Consider the following 17,713-nt stretch of genomic DNA (forward strand, 5'->3'; position numbering starts at 1 on the left):
ACCCGGGTTGGCAACGACCACAGCCCCCCTGCGTCAGGGCTTCGGCGCGAACTGCAGGCGCGTCCACACGCCGTAATGGTCCGAGGCCCAGCGCCCGCTGTCATCGGGCTGGTCGAACAGGAGCTTCGCTTCGCGCGCGACCATCCGGTCCTGCTGGAAGAAGATGTGGTCGATCCGCGACGGCGCCTGGTAATAGTGCCGGTTCAAGGTGCTGACCCCGGCCAGGTCGGTGTTGACGTGCACGCTGCCGTAGCTGTCGCCGTAGTGGCTGCGCAGCTCGCTCAGGTCGCCGGCATCCACCAGCGCGTTGAAGTCGCCTGCAATCACTACCGGTGCCCCGGCCGACGTGGCGGTGATGAAGCGCAGCAGGTCCTCGACCTGTGCGCGGCGGATGCGTTGGCCGCTTTCGTCATTGCGTTCGTTGAGATGGGTGGCATAGACGTTGACCGCCTTGCCGTCCACATCGATGCGCAGATGGGCAACGGTGCGGTAGTCTTCCCGCGGCTGCAGCAGGTGCTCGCCCTGGGCCAGGATCGGGCGCCGGCTCAGCAACGCATTGCCATAGCGCTTCGGTGCACCCACCGGATCGGTGGAGACGAAGATGTACCTGTAGCCGAGCTGGCTGGCCAGCCACTGCGCCTGGTTGCGCACGTTGCGGCGCTGGATCACCTCTTGCAGGGCGATGGCATCGGGCTGCAGGCGCTTGAGTTCGGCCAGGATCGTGCGGCGGCGGCTCGGCCAGTCCTCACGGTCATGATGCAGGTTGAAGGTCACCATGCTCATGCCGGGCGCGTTGGCGGCCTCGGCCGCCGTGGCCGCCTGCGGCCCGGCCGCCAGGACCAGTCCCGGCAGCGCCAATGCAACCGCCAGCCCCAGGGCGCGCATCGTCGTGCGCGCCCTTGCTCCCTGCTGCTTCATGATTACTGCCCCTTGCGCTCGGCGCGGCGCACCGCGCCCGGCACCTCGATCTCGACCCGCGCCGGCAGCTGGTGCACGTGCAGCTCGTTGTTGACCCACTCGGCCGTTTCGCCGTTGATGGTCGCCGCGCCCGGCTCACCGGCATACGGCCATGGCAGCACCACGCCGCCGACCGGTGGCACCAGGCCCGGCTGCACCTCCAGCACCAGCTGCTTGTCACTGCGTTGCAGGCGGTAGTTCAGCTGGCCCTGCGGCGTGCGCAGGCCCTGCACGGCAACACCGTCGCCCTGCAGCCAGGCGGTCGGGACGCCTGCGGCCAGTACCAGCGCATCATCCATGTCGCGGCTGTAGGCAAACATGTCCAGTGCCGAACGCACGAAGTCCGAGGCGACCCAGGCATGCGGCAGGTCACCGACGAAGAACGGCTTGCGCGGCGTGCGCGAAACCACTTCGGCCCACTGGTTCCAGGCTTGCGGCGCACGGTCCCTGAAGAAGAACTCGGTCGCCTGCCAGGCGCGATCGCGCCAGCCCAGGCGAACGAAGGCGGCCACGTTGCGCCACTCGTACGGCGTGTAGTCCTTCCACTCGCGCTTGCCATCGCGGCGGGCTACGAATTCCTTCCAGTAACGCTCGAAGGTCGCCTCCAACGCCTGCTGCGGCAGGCGGCCCTGCTCGCCGCCCGGCGCCAGCGCGATGGTGGTCGAGGTCGCGTCGAAATCGCCCAGCTCGGCCGAACCCGGCAGGTAGTCGATGTTGTGCTGCTGCATCGCCGACAGCAGTGACGCCTGCAGGTCATCACGGAACTGGTCACGCGACTCGGCGATCTGCATCGCTTCGACCTTGCCCAGCTGGGCCGCCAGCGTTGCCGCGTCCTTGTAGCCGCGCAGGGCCCAGAAGTTGTCCCAGTACGAATGCATCGGCTTGGCCGAATAGCCTTCGTGGCTGATCGAGGCGGGCATCATCCCGTAGAACGCCGGATTGCGCGCACGGTTCTCTTCGGTACGCTCGCTGGCACGCAGCTGCTCCATGTAGGTGTAGGCGCCCTGCACGTGCGGCCACATCAGCTCGGCGAAGGTGCTGTCGCCGGTATAGCGCCCATATTCGGCGATGCTGTAGATCAGCTCACCGTGGCTGTCATTCTCCGGCACCGGGTCGCTGCCGCGCGCATCGACACAGCACGGCACCTTGCCGTTCTCGAACTGGAACGGCGCATACCAGTTGATGTAGTCACGTACTGCGTCGCTGCGGCCCATGCGCAGCAGGCCTTCGGAAATCATCGCGCCGTCGCGGATCCAGCTGCGCGCGTACGAGCGCGTGCCCGGCTGCAGGCGCGGGCCAACCCGCGAGATCAGCATGTGCGCCACGGCGGTGCGCAGGGTGTCGACCAGGGCCTGGCCGGCCGCCGGCACCTGCAGCGAGACCACGCCCAGCTTCTGCCGCCACTGTTCGGCCACCTGCGCCTGGGCCTTGGCCACGTCCAGCGACTGCGGCGCCCAGCTCCCGGTCTGCGGCAGTACCACTGCCACTTCGCGGCTCTGGCCGGGTTCCAGCTTGATCGTATACAGCAGCGCACCGGACGCCATGCCGGTACTGTCCTTCACCGCCGTGCTGGCCGGGTATTTCCCGGAGGCCAGGTGCATCGCGTCGAGCTTGCCATCGAACGTGCTGGCGAAGCGGGCATCGGGCACCTGCAGTGGATAGATGCGCGGCTCGCCGTTGATGCGCACCAGCTGCTCGCCCACGTCCAGCGCATCGATGCGGCTGAAGCCGCCCACCGTGTTGAGGAACTGGGTCGGCGGGTTGACCTGCCAGGGGCGGATCGCCAGCGCGAGCGTGTATTCGTGGGCGACCTTGTCCGGATTGCTCAAGCGGTAGCGGCCGATCAACTGCGCGCGCTCCGGCGTGCCCTGCACGAAGCTGGTCACCGCCAGGCCGGCCTTCTCGTGCACCCAATCGACGTTGGCGATCGGAAGATAGTGGTCCTGCAGCGACTGGGTGATGGCAACCTTGGACCAGTCCAGCAGCTTGCCGTCGAGGCGGATGAACGGCTCGATGCTGAAGCTGCCCTTGGCCGGTTCCAAGGCACCGTCCTCGCTGATCAGCGCCTGTTCCTGTCCACCGTCCAGGCCCAGCAGGGTCCAGTACGGCTGTTCGCCCACGTAGGCGCGCGGCAACGAACCGCGTGGCAGGTCGGCCGCCACCGAGGACAGGAACGCGTTCGGCGTGGCGGCAAAGGCCAGCGGCTTGAGCGTGATGTCACGGATGCCGTAACGCCAGTTCGGGCCATCGAGCAGATCGAAGCGCACGTACCGCGCATTGGTGTCCGGCAATGCCAGCCAGTCGCGGCCACCGGCAGCGCCGGTCACCTCGCGCACGGTGCGCCAGTCGCGGCCATCCTCGGAGGTCCGCACGGTATAGCGGCTGGCTTCCAGATTCGGCAGCCAGTCGATCACTGCACCGCCGATCTCGCGGCTCTTGTGCAGGTCCAGGCTGATGGTCTGCTGCTTGACCCCGCCGCTGATCCAGAACGTATCGCTCTTGCCGTCGATCATGCGGTCCTGCAACGCGGTGGCAGTATCGGCGATCACCGACGGCGCCAGCGCCGAATCATCCTGCGCTGGCAGGCCCTGCAGGGTCAGCCTGTCGAAGCACACCGTGCCGCGCCCGCCGACCTTGCTGTAGATCGTGAACTCGACCGCAGCGCTGCGCGCCATCTCCTTTTCGGGCGAGGGCCCCCACGCCTTGTCGATCTGGCGACGGCGGTATTCGACTGGCGACCATGCCTTGGGGAAACGGTAGCCCGGGCGGTTGACCCACCAGACATTGTCGCCGCTGGCGTCGATCAGCTTGAACTGCAGGTCGTTGGCCGGCGAGTCACCGCGCAGCTGGAAGCCGAAGCGGTAGTTGACCGGGTACTCGATGTTCAGCGCACGGCGGATGCCGACGTAGCCGGACACGTTGTGGAAATCGTAGTCCAGGCACAGGGCACGGCCGCCACCGGCACCACTGACCGGCCGCAGCGATCCACTGACCTGGTCGGACAGCACCAGTTTCCAGGCGCCGATGTCGTCGAAGTCGTCCAGCACCTTCGGTGCCGGCAGCACCGGAGGTGCGGCGATCGCCAGGGAGGTCCACAACAGGCCCAGTCCAACGGCGATCACGCGCTTCATCCCTTGACGCTCCCCAGCAACAGACCTTGGATGTAGTACCGCTGCAGCACCAGGAACAGCGCCAGCACCGGAACCACGGTAACCACCGCGCCCGCCATCATCATTTCCACGTCCATGATGTGCTCGCGCGAGAGGGTGGCCAGCGCCACCGGCAAAGTGTAGTGCTCCTGGTCGGTCAACACGATCAGCGGCCACATGAAATCGTTCCATGCGCCCATGAAGGTGAAGATGGCCAGCGTCACCAGCACCGGCTTGAGCATCGGCAGCACGATCTGGAAGAAGATGCGCAGCTCCCCCGCCCCGTCGATGCGCGCCGCTTCAAGCAGCTCGTCCGGAATCGAACGCGCGTACTGGCGCACCAGGAAAATGCCGAACACGCTGGCCAGCGCCGGCACGATCACGCCGCCGAAGCTGTTGACCAGGCCGAGCTGCTTCATCAGCAGGAACAGCGGCAGCATCGCCACCTGCGCCGGAATCACCAGTGCCGCCATCAGCACCTGGAACAGGCGCTCGCGACCGACGAAGTTGAGCTTGGCGAAGGCATAGCCCGCCATGGTGTTGAGCAGCAGCGAACCCACGGTGATGCCCAGCGACACCAGCAGGCTGTTGGCGAAGTTGCCCCCCATGCCGGTGCGCGCGAACAGCTCATGGTAGTTGTGCGTGGTGCTGCTCGAAGGCAGCAGTGGCGGCGGGAAATGGCTGGCCTCGCCCTGCGGCATGAACGAGACCGAGACCATCCACAGCAGCGGTGCCAGGCTGACCAGGGCCAGCACCAGCAACGCACCATTGATCACCCACGGGTACCAGCGCGACTGGCCGATTTCACGACTCATACCAACTGCCTCTTGCGGCCGAAACGCAGCATCACGGTGGTCACCGCCAGGATGATCAGGAACAGCAGGAACGCCACCGCGGAGGCGCGTCCCAGGTTCCACCACTTGAAGCCTTCCTCGAACATGAAATACAGCACGCTGACGGTGCTCTGCAGCGGGTCGCCGCGGGTCATGACATACGGCTCGGCGAACAGCTGGAAGTAGCCCGACACGGTGATCACCCCGACCACCAGCAGCACCGGGCCGAGCATCGGCAGGGTGATGTGCAGGAACTGCTTCCAGCGCGAGGCGCCGTCGATGCGCGCGGCCTCGTACAGGTCATGCGGGATCGCCTGCAGGCCGGCCAGGAAGATCACCATGTTGTAGCCGAAGTTCTTCCACACCGCGAACAGCATGATGGTCGGCATGGCCCAGTTGGGATCACCCAGCCAGTCGATCGGACTGATGCCCAGGTGGCCCAGGCCGTAGTTCACCAGGCCGTAGCTGGTGTGGAACAGGTAGCGCCAGATCACCGCCACTGCCACCAGCGTGGTCACCACCGGCGCGAACAGGGCCGTGCGGAACAGGGCCTTGAAGCGGGCGGCCGGCGCATTGAGCAGCATCGCCGCGCCCAGCGACACGCCGATCGACAATGGCACCCCGATCAGCACGAAGTAGGTGGTGTTCCACAGCGACTTCCAGAACATCGGTGTCTGCAGCAGGTCGATGTAGTTGCCCAGGCCGACGAAGCGCAGGTTGCTGCTGTCGGCCAGCGCGTACAGGTCGAAGTCGGTCACGCTCAGCGCAAGCGCCGAGGCCACCGGCAGGCCGAAGAACACGCCCAGCACGATCAGCGAGGGGCCGGCGAAGATCCAGCCGGCCAGCGAAGTACGTTTCATTGCGGGCTCCCGGCGGCCACGGCGCTGCTCGAGTGCGGCGGCGGCGCGCGCTCCTGCAGGCGTTGTTGTTCATGCATCCAGCGGCGCTTGGCCAGCACCTTGTCCACGCGCTGGTCGAGTTCTTCGACGGCCTTGTCCTGCGGCAGGCCACCGCGCACTACCTTCTCGGTGACGATGCGCATTTCCTGCACGATGCGCTCCCATTCGAGCACCTTCGGGGTCGGCTTGACCCGCTCCAGCTGATCACGGAACGCGGCAGCCAGCGGATCGCTGGCCAGCGACGGCGCGTTCCAGGCACTGCGACGCGGCGGCAGGTCACCGATGATTGAATGGAAGCGCGCCTGGATCTGCGGGCGCGACAGGAATTCGATCAGCTTCCAGGACGCTTCCTTCTGCTGCGATTTGCGGAAGATCACCAGGCTGGTGCCGCCGGCGATGCCCGCGCCCGGACCGTCCGGCCCCGGCAGCGCGGCAGTGCCCCACTGCCCTTCCAGCTCCTTCGGCTGCAGCTTCTTGAACTCGCGGATGTTCCAGGGGCCGGAAATGTAGAACACGTTGAAGCCGCGGAAGAACTCATCCCAGACGTTGGAGATCTGCGTCTCGGACATCTTCGGCGCCCAGCCCTGCTCGAACATGTTGGCGTAGAAGGCCAGCGTGCGGCGGAATCCCGGGCTGGCGAAATTGCCGCGGGTATCGTCGTCGCGCAGCAGTGGATCCGGCTGCTGCAGGGCCAGCGACAGCTGCTGCTCGAACTCGTTGATCGGCATCAGCACCGCATAGCGGTTGGGCCCCTGCATGCGCTTGATCGCTGCCATCTGCTCCTCCCACTCCGCCCACGTGCGCGGCGGGTGGTCGTAGCCGGCCTTGGCCAGCAGGTCCTTGCGGTAGTAGATCAGGCGCGTATCGACATACCACGGCACGCCCACCAGCTCGCCGTGGATCACGTTGGTGTCCCAGATGCCCTGGAAGTAGTCCTTCGGGTCGACCACGGCCGAGTGCTGCACGAACGGCTGCAGCGGGGTCAGTGCATCCAGCTCGGCGAACTCCGGCACCCAGGTGTTGCCGAGCTGGCACACATCCGGCAGGCCATCGGCCGCGAATGCGGTCAGCAGTTTCTCGTGCGCGGCCGTCCATGGGATGTTCTGCACATCCACCTTGATGCCGGGGTTTTCAGCCTCGAATTCGTGGATCAGCTCGCTGACCACCTCCGCTTCGCGACCCATCGCCCAGAAGCGTACGGTGGTGGTGCCCGTCTCGGGACGGGCGCAGCCGGCCACCGCCAGCGCGGCCAGGGCAGGCAGCGCCCAGCGGCGCAGGCGGTCGGTCCAGTTCGGCATCAGGTTACTTGCCCTGGCCTGTGGTGCGGTTGGCATTGTTCTTCTGTTCCTGCGCGGCAGCCGCGCGTGATTCGGCGATACCCACCGCGCGTGCTGCCGCGGCCTTCTCATCCTTCTGCAGTTCCAGGGGCTGGAACGACCCTTCCGGCGCCAGCCAGCCGCCACTGAACCCGGCCCGCTCCAGGCCCTTGCGGATGTACGGGTTCTTCTTCATCACTTCCCACACGAAATCATCGCGGTAGTTGGCGATCATGGTCAGGATCGGGCCCTGGTCGATGGCGATGTAATCGCTGGCGACCCAGCCACGATCCGGGATGACGCGGCCGGTCTTGATCGGGATGTCGTAGTTGAAACTGGGGTTGAACGAATCCAGGAAGCCGTAGCTGGAATAGATGTAGTCGCCGTAGCGCTTGTGCATCTCCAGCGTCGCCGGAATCACCTGCTCGGGTGCGAACACCACCGATGCGATCGCGGCGGTGGGGGCGATGGTGCCGTCATCGAAGTTCTCGCGCAGGCCGGCGCCGCGCGAGGAGTAATGGCGGAACTGGCGCTGCTCGCCGCGGTACTCCTGCGTGGTGTTCTGCGGGCCATCACTGGCGGTCAGGCCCCAGACGTTCTCGCCATAATCCTTCCACTGCATCGGGTTGGCGATGGCGTATTCGCGCTGGGCCAGCGCGGCCGAGCGGCTGTTGAGGAAATAGGTGCTGCCGCGCTCGCGCATGTACGCGTCCTGGATGTCGCGGAAGTCGATCCAGACGTGGCTGTACTGGTGGCCGAACAGCGGGCCGAAGGACAGGTATTCCTGGCCCTGGTAGACACCCCAGTCGTTGTCGTAGGTGCGCGTCCACACCGTCCACGCGTCCGGGCTGACCGGATGCGTGGGCGAACCCAGGGCGAGGATGTAGACCATCATCGCCTCGTTGTAGCCCATCCAGTCGTGGTCGATGAAACCGCTCTCCGGGAACCAGCCCATCGAGATCAGCGGCGCACGCTGCTGCAGCCACGGCCAGTCGACCTTCTTGTACAAGGTATCGGCGATCTGGCGGATTTCCTTCTCGCGCGGATCGTCACCGTCGTAGTACGACTGCGCGAACAGCACGCCCATCATCAGCAGTGCGGTATCCACCGAGGACAGTTCGACCCAGCTGTCGTAGCGACGGCCTTCCTGCATGTCCAGGAAGTGGTAGTAGAAGCCCTTGTAGCCCGCCTTGCCGGTGCGCTGCGGGCCCATCGGCACGTCGCGGAAGAATTTCAGGGTGGTCAGCGTGCGGTCGATCGCCTGGTTGCGGCTGACCCAGCCGTTCTCGATGCCGATCGGATAGGCGGTCAGCGCGAAGCCGACCGAGGCGATGCTGGCGAACGGCCGCGATGGGTAGCGGTCCGGGGTCAGCCCATTGACCTCGTTGGTGGTGTCCCAGAAGAACTGGAAGGTGCGGCGCTCGATGTCATCGAACAGCGGCGGCAGCTCCGGCTTCATCGGCCGCGGCGGTGCGTCGGCCTCGATCAGGATCACCGGCGGGCGGGGCTTGGCAGGTTCCTGCTGGGCCGGCTGGCAGGCGGCCACGGCCAGGCTCAGCGCTGCGGCGGACAACAGATGGCGTGCCTGCATGGCGCGGTTCCTCCGGTGGTCTGATCGATGGGAAAGCATACCGTCCAATGATCTGAAATCGTTTACAAGGTGTGTGCTTAAAAAACCACGAAAAACGTGGCCTGACATCGCGATCATTGCCCACGCCGCTGCCCCCTGGCCGGCAGCGGCGTGGGCAATGGACCGGCACAAGGCCGGCCATTGCCGTAGTCCATGCAGGTGATGCCGCCGCCGGAGCGGCGGCATCGGAGACCTGCATCAGGCGGCACCGCTTAGAAGCGGAAGCCCACCTCCGCCTTGACCTGGCGCGGCGTACCGACGATGTCGCCGGTCTCGTTGTAGCTGGCGGTCAGCTTGCCGTTCTTGTAGTAGTTGTAGTTCGAGAAGTTGTCGAAGTTGAACACGTTGATGATGTCGATGCGTGCGTACAACTCGGTATCGCCCGGCATCTTGAACGTCTTGGTGGCCTGCAGGTCAACCGAACGGTAGCCGAAGATCTTGCCACCGATCAGGAACTTGCCGTTGCCGCCCGGGAACGCGGCGGCCGGCGTCGGCAGGGCGTAGCCATTGGCCTGCGGCACGCCGTACCAGTCATTCACCGCCGTCGGGGTGGCCAGCGTCAGCTTGCCGCCGAAGGTGATGCCCCAGAAGCCGTCGTAGGAGCCGGTGACCACCAGGCGGTGGCGCGGCGCACCGTTGGACTTGATGAACGGATACTCGCCGATGGTGCCGCGATCGAACGAGTAATGCTCATCGATGTTGCGGTTATGGCGGGCGGTGGTCCAGGTGTAGGCGATCGAGGTGCCCCAGCCGCTTTCCTTGGTGTACGGCTTCTGTGCCGACAGCAGGACCTGGGTGGTGCGGGTTTCAATGCCCTGCTGGCCGATGATCAGGCTGCCGAAGCCCGGCACGTTGCAGCTCCACGCCTGGCCCAGGCCCGGCTCGGTGCCACCGCACAGGCGCGGGTCGTCGAAGAACTGGCCGGTCGGGTAACGGTTGCCCAGGGTGAAGGCGAAGCCGTCATAGGTCAGCGTGCGCGCGATGGTGGCGTCGGTCAGCCAGTCGCCGATCTGGTTGCTCATGCCCAGGCTGAACTGATCGGCGTAAGGCACCTTCAGGTTGTTGTTGAGCAGGTCGACTTCCAGGCCGGCATTGCTGGTCGAACCGACCAGGCTCTGCAGATTGCCGATGCCGTTGAGCAGGTTCGGGTTCCAGTCGTAGCAGGCGGCGTTGCCCTGGAAGCACTGGCCGGTGGCCGGGTTGCGGAAGTAGATGGTCGGCTGCGGCAGGGCCAGCTTGGTCACTTCCAACTGCAGGTAGTCGAACAGGTCGCGGTCATAGGAACGGCCGGCGCCACCGTGGATCACGTGCTGCTCGTCGGCATTGATGTCATACGAGAAGCCCAGGCGCGGCTGCCAGGCGTCCTTGAACGCCTTGCGGTTGTGGCCGTTGCTGATGTAGTCGTTGATGTCCAGGCCGCTCAGTGCCAGCGTGTCGGCATAGGACTGCCCGGCCGGTGCGCGCGGATCCTGCGCGAACAGCGCATTGACCACTTCCGGCGGCGTGACGAAGTCCAGGTAGGACGGGTTCTTCTCGTAATCCCAACGCAGGCCAAGGTTCAGCTGCAGGTGGTCGTTGACCTGCCAGTCGTCCTGGATGAACAGGCCGATCTGCTTGGCCTTGGAACGTACCTCGCCGGACACGCCGGACACGCCGGTCACCGGCTTCACGAACTGGGCCTTGTACGGAATGCTGTCAGGGAAGGCCGCATTGCCCACGGTGTAGTAGAACTGCGGATTGATCTGCGCCGCGTCCGAGGCGTACAGATCGATCTCCTTGTACTTGGCACCCATCTTGATGGTGTGGTCGCCCGCCCACTGGATACCGTCCAGGGTCAGGTTGTCCTCGATCGACCAGCCCTTCTGGCCCTTCACCTGCGAGGCGAATGCCGATGCGCCGCCGATGGAGACGATGGCACGCTCATCGGTGCCGTCCGGGCCGGTGTAGTTGATGCCGTTGCCCAGGCTCAGCGGCTTGGGATTGTTGAACGAATCCTCGTGGGTGAGCATCAGTTCGTTGTAGTAGCGCTCACCGCTATGGTTCCAGCGCAGCGCGTAGCGGCGATCGGTGTTCTTCGTTTCCTTGCCGTGCATCGGCGCGGTCTGGTCGGCGAACTCCTGCTGGGTCTCGTCACGGTCCTGGAAGGTCAGCTCCAGGCGATCGTTGTCGGTCGGCTCGACGTCGATCTTGGCAAAGATCAGGTCCTGCTGGAACGGCTGGCTGGCCGGGCCGAGTCCGGCGCGGGCCTCGGCCGGCAACAGCCCGGCCAGGCCGGTTACCGAGCCCTGCGGAGCAATGGTCACCGGCAGGTCGAAGCGCTTGGCCTCATAGGTCACGAAGAAGTGGGCCTTGTCCTGCACGATCGGGCCGCCCAGCGCGAAGCCGTATTCCTTTTCGGCCGAGGCTTCCTTGCTGGCACCGGCCTGGCGCTCGGCCGGCGTGCGTGCGCGCATGTCTTCATCGGTGTAGCGGTAGAACGCCTCGCCCTTGAACTCATTGGTGCCGGACTTGGTTGCAGCCGTCACCGCGGCGCTCGACACCTGGCCGTACTCGGCCTTGTAGTTGCCGCTGATGACCTTGTATTCGCCGATGGCCAGCTGCGGGAACGGGTTGCCGGCGCTGCCGGACTGGCCGGCCACGCCGCCGCCCTTGACGTAGCTCTTCTGGCCCACGCCGTCGATGTACACGTTGGTGCCGTCGGCATTGGTGGCGCCGCCGCGCAGCGAGGTGTTGCCCTTGGCATCACGGGTGAAGATCATGCCCGGCACCGCGTCGGCGAACTCCAGGAAGTTGCGCGACACCTGCGGGGTGGTCTGGATCTGCTGCAGGCTGACGGTCTTGCCGACTTCGGAGGTGCGCACTTCCTGCAGCAGGGTCGGCGCGACGACGTTGACGGTGTCCAGGTTGGTGGCCGCGGTGGTGCCCGGGGTGCTGCTGGCGGCACCGGCGAAGTTCAGCGTCGCGGTCGAGGCCACGGTGACGGTGACCTTCTGCGACTGGCCGTTGGCGACCACGTCATAGGTACCCGGGTCCAGGCCCATCAGCGAGTAGCTGCCGTCGGCGCGGATGGTGCCACGGCGGACGGTACCGGTGGCCACGTTGGTGGCGGTCACTTCGGTGCCTGCCTGGGCGCCGGCAACCTGGCCGCGCAGGCTGGCGTTGGCCGACTGCGCCATGACGTTGGGGGCGGCAGCCAGCATCAGGCAGCTGACCAGTGCGGTGCTCAGCAGCCGGCGCGCCGGCATGCGGAAGGTGGTATGCATCATCAACTCAATCTCCGGGTGGCGGTAACCGCTTGCGCGGTCCCTGCGATCAGTCAAAAAAAAGAAGGAACGCCTCTGGCTTCAACGGCCGGATGGCGGAGTGGTGGAATCGCGAACTATCAAGCGGGGAACCAGGGTCTGCTTGTCCCCTGTCCCATCCGTGGAGGTGCCGTCCATCAACTGCATCAGACGCGTCATGGCCCGGTCGCCGAGCTCGGCGATGCTGACCTGCATGGTGGTCAGCGACGGGTGGACGAAACGCGCCAGTGGAATGTCATCGAAACCTGCCAGGGCAACATCGGCCGGCACACGGACCCCTGCCTGCGTGAACGCATACAGGCATCCCAGGGCCATCATGTCGTTGGCAGCGAACACGGCATCGGGCAGCGCTCCGGCTGCCAGCAACTCCTGACCGGCGCGATGGCCGGAAGCTTCGTCGAAATCACCGGGCAGCTCGATGCCCTCGGCGCCACTGCCGAATGCCACCAGCGCGTCACGGAAGCCGCGCAGGCGCTCGCGCGCGTCGAAGTTGAGGTCCGGACCAGAAATGAAGGCAATGCGGCGGTGGCCGGCATCCAGCAGGTGGCGGGTCATCGCCATGGCGCCAGCGTGGTCGTCGATGCTCAGCACCGGGTGGTCCTGCCCGGGCAGGTAGGTGTTGATCAGCACCGTGGGCAACGACTGCGGCAGGTTGTCGGTCAGGAAGCCCGGGCTCTCGGCATAGGGCGAGAGCACCAGCAGGCCGTCCACGCGGCCGCGCATGGCGCGCAGGGCAGCGCCCTGCTGTTCCTGGTCGCCGTGGTAGCTGGACACCAGCAGGTGCTGGCGGCGGTTGCGGGCCACGCCGTCGATGCCGCGCATCAGCTCGGAGAAGAATTCGCCGTACAGGTCCGGCAGCACCACGCCCACCGTATTGGTGCGGCGGCTGCTCAGGCTGCGGGCGGCGGCGTGCGGGGTGTAACGCAGCCGTGCGGCGACCTCCAGCACAAGCTGGCGGACCGGTTCGGCGACATTTTCATGCCCGTTCAGCGCGCGGGAAACCGTGGCCACGGAGACCCGGGCTTCGCGTGCGACGTCTTTGATTGTGATAGCTGCCTTGTTCACGAAGCCGCCCTCCACGGCTTGGACCTACCAGCATTGGCGCGGAATGTAAGCGTTTCCATCTGGGCTTGTAAACAGTCCGTTAGGCGAATGTCCCGAAATGGACATGAAAATCTGTCCGTGGCGCGGCCCGCAGGGACCGGCCATGACAGTGCGGGACAAGGGCTCAGCCCTGTTCTGACGGGGTCTGTGCGCGGATGGACAGTGCGTGGATATCGGTGTCCATCATCGACCCCAGCGCGGCATAGACCGCGCGATGCCGGGCCAGCGGCCCCAGTCCGGCGAACCGCTCACTCACCACATGGACGTTGAAATGGCCGCGCCCGTCGCGGGCACCGGCATGGCCGGCGTGGCGATGGCTGTCGTCCTCGATCTCAAGGACGCTCGGGGCCAGTGCCTGCTGCAGCGCGTCACGGATCCGCTCGATCCGTTCCGTGCTCACGGCAGGACCTTGCGGAACGGCCGCACCTGCACGCGGGTGTAGACGCCTGCGGCGACGTACGGATCGGCATCGGCCCAGGCCTGTGCCTGTGGCAGCGACTCGAACTGCGCAATCACCACCGAACCACTGAACCCGGCCGGGCCCGGGTCTTCACTGTCCACCGCCGGGCACGGCCCGGCCAGCAGCAGGCGTCCCTCGTCGCGCAGCGCGTGCAGCCGCGCCAGGTGTTCCGGCCGCGCCTGCAGCCGCTGCGCCAGCACATCCTGGCCGTCATACCCTTCGATCACATACCACACCGGCATTTCCTCGCGTGCGTTGTCGGTGCGCCGATTCTAGCCAATGCCGGCCCGCTCCCGGCCCCGGCTGGACACTGGCGCGGCAAAGGCTTACCCTAGTGTCCATTGCACGTGGCTGGATGCAGCAGCCCGTCGGTTTTTGCGGCCAACGCAGCCCCCGACGATCGTCCCGCTGCTTCAAACCGGACCACCCGGCCGGGCCACGTAGACGACCTCCCCGTAGTTCCGTCGCTGCCGTCTCCTGCGGCGCGTCCTGCTGTTTGATATGTGTGGAATCGCGCCGATCCCGGCGTGTCTGGTGCCCTGGGGCTCCGTGGCGTTGGCCCGGCGAACCCGGTGCCGCGACTGGTCCGTTGCAATCCTGATGTCCATTAGATGACTTCCGAACTCGCGCTCGACGCGAACCCGCCAACCCGGCCGCCCGCCCCCCAGCAGCAGGAAATGCCGCTGGCCGTGGTGCATGGGCAACCGGTCCTGCAGATCCCGCAGGACCTGTACATCCCGCCGGACGCGCTGGAAGTCATCCTGGACGCCTTCGAAGGCCCGCTGGACCTGCTGCTGTACCTGATCCGCCGCCAGAACCTGGATGTGCTGGACATTCCCGTCGCCGAAATCACCCGGCAGTACGTGGAATACATCACCGTGATGCGCGAGCTGCGCTTCGAGCTGGCTGCCGAGTACCTGGTGATGGCCGCGATCCTGGCCGAGGTGAAGTCGCGCATGCTGCTGCCGCGCCCGGTCAGCGAGGAAGGCGATGAAGCCGACCCGCGCGCCGAGCTGGTGCGCCGGCTGCAGGAGTACGAACGCTTCAAGCAGGCCGCCGAGGACATCGACGCCCTGCCCCGCCAGGACCGCGACACCACGGTGGCGCACGCCTTCATGCCCGAGCGCGCCACGGTGAAGCTGCCGCCGCCGGTGGACCTGAAGGAAATGCTGCTGGCCCTGCACGACGTGCTCAAGCGCGCCGAGCTGTTCAGCGGCCACGCCATCAAGCGCGAGGCACTGAGCGTGCGGCAACGCATGGGCGAGGTACTCGGCCGCCTGGAAGACGGCAAGTTCTATCGCTTTGAAGGGCTGTTCACGGCCGAAGAAGGCAAGCTGGGCGTGCTGGTCACGTTCCTGGCGGTGCTGGAGCTGGCCAAGGAACAGCTGCTGGACATCGTCCAGGAAGAACCGCTGGCGCCGATCTACGTCAAGTCGCTGGCGGCCGGCAACACCAACGCCCCGCTGCAGTTCAGCAGCGAGTTCGACGACAACGACGCCGCCAATGCCAATGAGTGAGCGCTGACTGCCGATGGATCAATCGCTGATCGACCGCATTGTCGAGGGTGCCCTGCTGGCTTCCAGCCAGCCGCTCACCCTGGCCCAGCTGAAGGACCTGTTCCCGGAGGAGGAGCCGGCGCCGCCGGGTAGCATCGAACGTGCGCTGGAACGGCTGCGCGAGGCCTGCGAAGGACGCGGCGTGGAACTGGTCGAGGTCGCTTCGGGCTTCCGCTACCAGGTCACCAGCGAAGTGCATGGCTGGATCAGCCGGCTGTGGACCGAACGCAAGACCCGCTACACCCGCGCCACCCTGGAAACCCTGGCGCTGATCGCCTACCGGCAGCCGATCACCCGCGGCGAGATCGAACAGGTGCGCGGCGTGGCGGTCAGCAGCAACATCATCCAGGCACTGGAAGAACGCGAATGGATCCGCGTGGTCGGCCACCGCGACGTGCCCGGCAAGCCGGCACTGTTCGGCACCACCAAGGGCTTCCTGGACTACTTCGGGCTGAAGCGGCTGGACGAACTGCCGCCGCTGTCGGAACTGAAGGACCTGGGCGAGCTGGAACCGCAACTGGCGCTGGACCGCGATGCTCCGGCCGTTGCCGGCGCCGACGGTCCGGACGTCTCGGCCGACGGCGCTGCCGCCAACGACGACGCCGGCCTGGCCGGCAGTGACACCCCCGATTCCGCCGATGCAGCGCCTGCGTCGGCCACCGATGAGCAAGCACCTTCGCCCCTCGATGATGGGCACCCCGATTCCGCGCCGGGCGAGCGCGCGGTGCCCCTGAACGAACGCGAAGACAACGCCGTCGCGATGACGACCGTGGCTGTTGACCAAGCCGATTCCGAACCAGAGGCCGACCTCGAAACCGTCGGCCGGAGCAAAACTGATGAGTGACACCCCCCGTAACAAGCTCTCGCTGAAGCGCGAAGCCACCTCCGAACAGTTCAAGCTGGAAGAGCGCCTGCACAAGGTGCTGGCCCAGGCCGGCCTTGGCTCGCGCCGCGCGCTGGAACAGCGCATCGCCGAAGGCCTGGTCAAGGTCAACGGTGAAGTCGCGCAGACCGGCATGTCGGTCAAGAGCGGCGACAGGATCGAACTGGACGGTCGCGGCTTCGTCGCCACCGCGCTGGCCGAACCGTCGCGCGTGCTGGTCTACAACAAGCCCGAAGGCGAAGTGACCACCCGCGAAGATCCAGAAGGTCGCCCGACCGTGTTCGAATCGCTGCCGCCGCTGAAGGGCGCGCGCTGGATCGCGATCGGCCGCCTGGACATCAACACCACCGGCCTGCTGCTGGCCACCACCGACGGTGAGCTAGCCAACGCCATGATGCACCCGTCGTTCGAGGTCGAGCGCGAGTACGTGGTGCGCGTGCGTGCACCGGAAGGCGAGGAAAAGGTCTCCGACGCCATCGTCGACCGCCTCAGCCGTGGCGTCGCGCTGGAGGACGGCCCGGCCAAGTTCGACGAGATCGAACGCATCGGCGGCACCGATTCGCACGACTGGTTCCGCGTCGTGGTGAAGGAAGGCCGCAACCGCGAAGTGCGCCGCCTGTGGGAATCGCAGGGCTGCCAGGTCAGCCGCCTGAAGCGCACCCGCTACGGCAAGGTCAGCCTGCCGCGCGAACTGGCCCGTGGCCATTCGGTGGAATTGAGCACCCCGCAGGTTGAAGCCCTGCGCGCGCAGCTGAAGCTGGAAGAAGGCGCACCGTCGGCGCTGACGCTGCAGCCGGTGATCGGCCAGCGCCGCGCCGCCAAGACCACCGTGCGCGTGCGCGAAGGGGGCCGCGGCAACGCCTACGTCAACGGCCACAACACCGCTGACGAAGGTCGCGAGCTGCGCCGTTTCGACAACGTCCGCGAAGATCGCGGTCGTGGCCGCGGTGGCAAGGGCGGTGGCTTCAAGGGTGGCCTGACGGTCAGCGGTGAAGCGGCGGCCAAGCAGTCGCAGAAGCCGTTCAAGCAGCGCGCCCCGAAGAACGATCGCTCGCTGCCGGAAGGCAACCCGGCCGCGTTCCGCACCTGGTACGTGCCGGATGGCGTGAGCACCGGCCCGAGCGGCCATCGCAACGCCGGTCCGGGCGCGCGTGGCCCGGGTGCCCGTGGTCCGGGTGCTGGCGGCCAGGGCCGTCCGTACGGCAAGCCGAAGGGCCCGGGTGCTGGCGCCGGTGGCGGCCAGGGCCGTGGCGGTTTCGGTGGCGAAGGCCGTGGTGGCGCAGGCGGCCAGGGCCGGCCGGCCGGTGCGGGCAACCGCTCGCAGGGCCAGGGCAACAAGCATCCGTATGGCCATCCGGGCAACGCTCCGAGCTTCCCGTCCGACCACGCCACGCCGGGCTTCAACCCGTACGTCAGCCCGAAGCCGGCGCAGGGCGCCCGTCCGGGCGGTCGTGGTCCGGGTGGTGGCAACCGTGGGCCGGGCGGCAATCGCGGCCCCGGCGGACCGGGTGGCAACCGTGGTCCGGGTGGCCCCGGTGGCAACCGCGGTCCCGGCGGCCCGCGCCGCAGCGGCCCGCGCGGCGGCTGATCGTTGGCCACGCTGACATGAAAAACCCCGGCTCCG

Annotated in this window: 13 protein-coding genes; 3 read left to right on the forward strand and 10 right to left on the reverse strand. The window is 66.7% G+C overall.

All coding sequences use genetic code 11. The annotated features are described in order from the left end of the window. Positions 1–33: 33 nt before the first annotated feature. The 10 genes from AC5P9I_RS00905 to AC5P9I_RS00950 all read right to left on the reverse strand — a co-directional run bounded on the left by AC5P9I_RS00905 (position 34) and on the right by AC5P9I_RS00950 (position 13,886). Positions 34–918: an endonuclease/exonuclease/phosphatase family protein gene (locus AC5P9I_RS00905; RefSeq protein WP_049465035.1), complete on the reverse strand. Its 885-nt coding sequence runs from the start codon at positions 916–918 to the stop codon at positions 34–36. A 2-nt stretch (positions 919–920) separates the two neighbouring features. Continuing rightward, positions 921–4,088 carry a discoidin domain-containing protein gene (locus AC5P9I_RS00910; protein WP_049465033.1) on the reverse strand — a complete coding sequence of 1,056 codons (3,168 nt, stop codon included), beginning with the start codon at positions 4,086–4,088 and terminating at the stop codon, positions 921–923. After that, positions 4,085–4,921 carry a carbohydrate ABC transporter permease gene (locus tag AC5P9I_RS00915; RefSeq protein ID WP_049465031.1) on the reverse strand — a complete coding sequence of 279 codons (837 nt, stop codon included), beginning with the start codon at positions 4,919–4,921 and terminating at the stop codon, positions 4,085–4,087. The genes AC5P9I_RS00910 and AC5P9I_RS00915 overlap by 4 nt, the downstream gene beginning before the upstream one ends. After that, positions 4,918–5,799, reverse strand: coding sequence for a carbohydrate ABC transporter permease (locus AC5P9I_RS00920; protein WP_005410323.1), 882 nt, complete (start codon positions 5,797–5,799; stop codon positions 4,918–4,920). The genes AC5P9I_RS00915 and AC5P9I_RS00920 overlap by 4 nt, the downstream gene beginning before the upstream one ends. Continuing rightward, positions 5,796–7,136, reverse strand: a complete 1,341-nt coding sequence (locus AC5P9I_RS00925; RefSeq protein WP_049465030.1) for a sugar ABC transporter substrate-binding protein — start codon at positions 7,134–7,136, stop codon at positions 5,796–5,798. Before AC5P9I_RS00925 ends, AC5P9I_RS00920 begins: the two co-directional genes overlap by 4 nt. 4 nt (positions 7,137–7,140) lie before the next feature. Beyond that, positions 7,141–8,745 carry a glucoamylase family protein gene (locus AC5P9I_RS00930; protein WP_049465028.1) on the reverse strand — a complete coding sequence of 535 codons (1,605 nt, stop codon included), beginning with the start codon at positions 8,743–8,745 and terminating at the stop codon, positions 7,141–7,143. A 251-nt stretch (positions 8,746–8,996) separates the two neighbouring features. Next, complete coding sequence (locus tag AC5P9I_RS00935; RefSeq protein ID WP_049465026.1) at positions 8,997–12,050, reverse strand: TonB-dependent receptor domain-containing protein; 3,054 nt, start codon at positions 12,048–12,050, stop codon at positions 8,997–8,999. 78 nt (positions 12,051–12,128) lie between these two features. Beyond that, positions 12,129–13,166 carry a LacI family DNA-binding transcriptional regulator gene (locus AC5P9I_RS00940; RefSeq protein ID WP_049465024.1) on the reverse strand — a complete coding sequence of 346 codons (1,038 nt, stop codon included), beginning with the start codon at positions 13,164–13,166 and terminating at the stop codon, positions 12,129–12,131. A gap of 148 nt (positions 13,167–13,314) precedes the next feature. Beyond that, a complete protein-coding gene (locus AC5P9I_RS00945; RefSeq protein WP_049465022.1) occupies positions 13,315–13,590 on the reverse strand; it encodes a BolA family protein in 276 nt (91 codons plus the stop codon). After that, positions 13,587–13,886 carry a YciI family protein gene (locus tag AC5P9I_RS00950; RefSeq protein ID WP_014037825.1) on the reverse strand — a complete coding sequence of 100 codons (300 nt, stop codon included), beginning with the start codon at positions 13,884–13,886 and terminating at the stop codon, positions 13,587–13,589. Before AC5P9I_RS00950 ends, AC5P9I_RS00945 begins: the two co-directional genes overlap by 4 nt. A gap of 375 nt (positions 13,887–14,261) precedes the next feature. Here AC5P9I_RS00950 and AC5P9I_RS00955 point away from each other — a divergent pair, with 375 nt between their 5' ends. The 3 genes from AC5P9I_RS00955 to AC5P9I_RS00965 are packed head-to-tail and all read left to right on the forward strand — an operon-like array spanning position 14,262 to position 17,677. Beyond that, positions 14,262–15,167 (forward strand): segregation and condensation protein A, encoded by a 906-nt coding sequence (locus AC5P9I_RS00955; protein ID WP_005417635.1) that lies wholly within the window; start codon positions 14,262–14,264, stop codon positions 15,165–15,167. 13 nt (positions 15,168–15,180) lie between these two features. Next, the gene (gene scpB, locus AC5P9I_RS00960; RefSeq protein WP_049465020.1) at positions 15,181–16,050 is read left to right on the forward strand and encodes an SMC-Scp complex subunit ScpB; all 870 of its coding nucleotides are present in this window, start codon (positions 15,181–15,183) and stop codon (positions 16,048–16,050) included. Next, positions 16,043–17,677 carry a pseudouridine synthase gene (locus AC5P9I_RS00965; RefSeq protein ID WP_049465018.1) on the forward strand — a complete coding sequence of 545 codons (1,635 nt, stop codon included), beginning with the start codon at positions 16,043–16,045 and terminating at the stop codon, positions 17,675–17,677. Before scpB ends, AC5P9I_RS00965 begins: the two co-directional genes overlap by 8 nt. Positions 17,678–17,713 lie beyond the last annotated feature (36 nt).

Source organism: Stenotrophomonas sp. YJH_SMC_29, from assembly GCF_059371235.1.